The 701-nt window shown below is 81.6% G+C and carries 1 pseudogene; it reads right to left on the minus strand.

Going from position 1 to position 701, the window contains the following annotated elements:
- Positions 1 to 701: pseudogene (locus tag ACYVKY_RS03175) on the minus strand (hypothetical protein); the annotation flags it as partial.

The following is a 701-nucleotide window of genomic DNA, read 5'->3' on the forward strand; positions in this document are numbered from 1 at the left end:
CCAGGCCGGGTCGGCGACGGCGCCGACGGGTGTGTCCGCCAGCAGGTCGAGCACCAGGCGCCGCAGCTCGGGCTCGGCCGGCCTGGCCACGCCGGGGGACAGCGCCGCGTGCACCGTCCCGCGCACGTCGCGCGTCCCCACCGCGGCGGGCGAGCCGGGATGGCGCGTCCAGCCACCCGCGAGCGCCACCCAGCGCCGCGCCGGGTCGAGGTCGAGCCACGCGTCCGCCTGCCCGGTCGGGACGAGCGCGGGCACCTGCTCGGCGTCCGGCACGACCAGGCCGGCGGCGGCGGCGAGCTCGACCACCCAGGCCGCCACGCCCTCGTCGGTCTCCAGGTGCGCGGCGGTCGCCCGCAGGTCGCGCACCGCCAGGCCACCGGAGCGCAGCGCGGCCGGGGGGTCGTCGCCCCAGGCCACCAGCAGCTGCTCGACCAGCCGCACCACCTCCGCCGCCGCCCCGGCCGCCTGCCGGTCGACGCGGGCGGGGTCGCGCAGGTCACCGGCGGGCGCCACCGGTGCGGGATCCAGGCCGGGGTGCACCCGGCCGCCGCGCAGCGCGGTGCCGACCTCGCGGGGCAGCACGACCCGCTCGTCGTCGACGGGGACGACGAGCCCGTGCCGCAGCGCCCACGCCAGCGGGGAGCCGTCCGAGCGGCGGGTGCCGACGCTGCCGACCGGCGTCCCGGCGTCGAGCCGGGCGA

Source organism: Angustibacter speluncae (assembly GCF_054777815.1).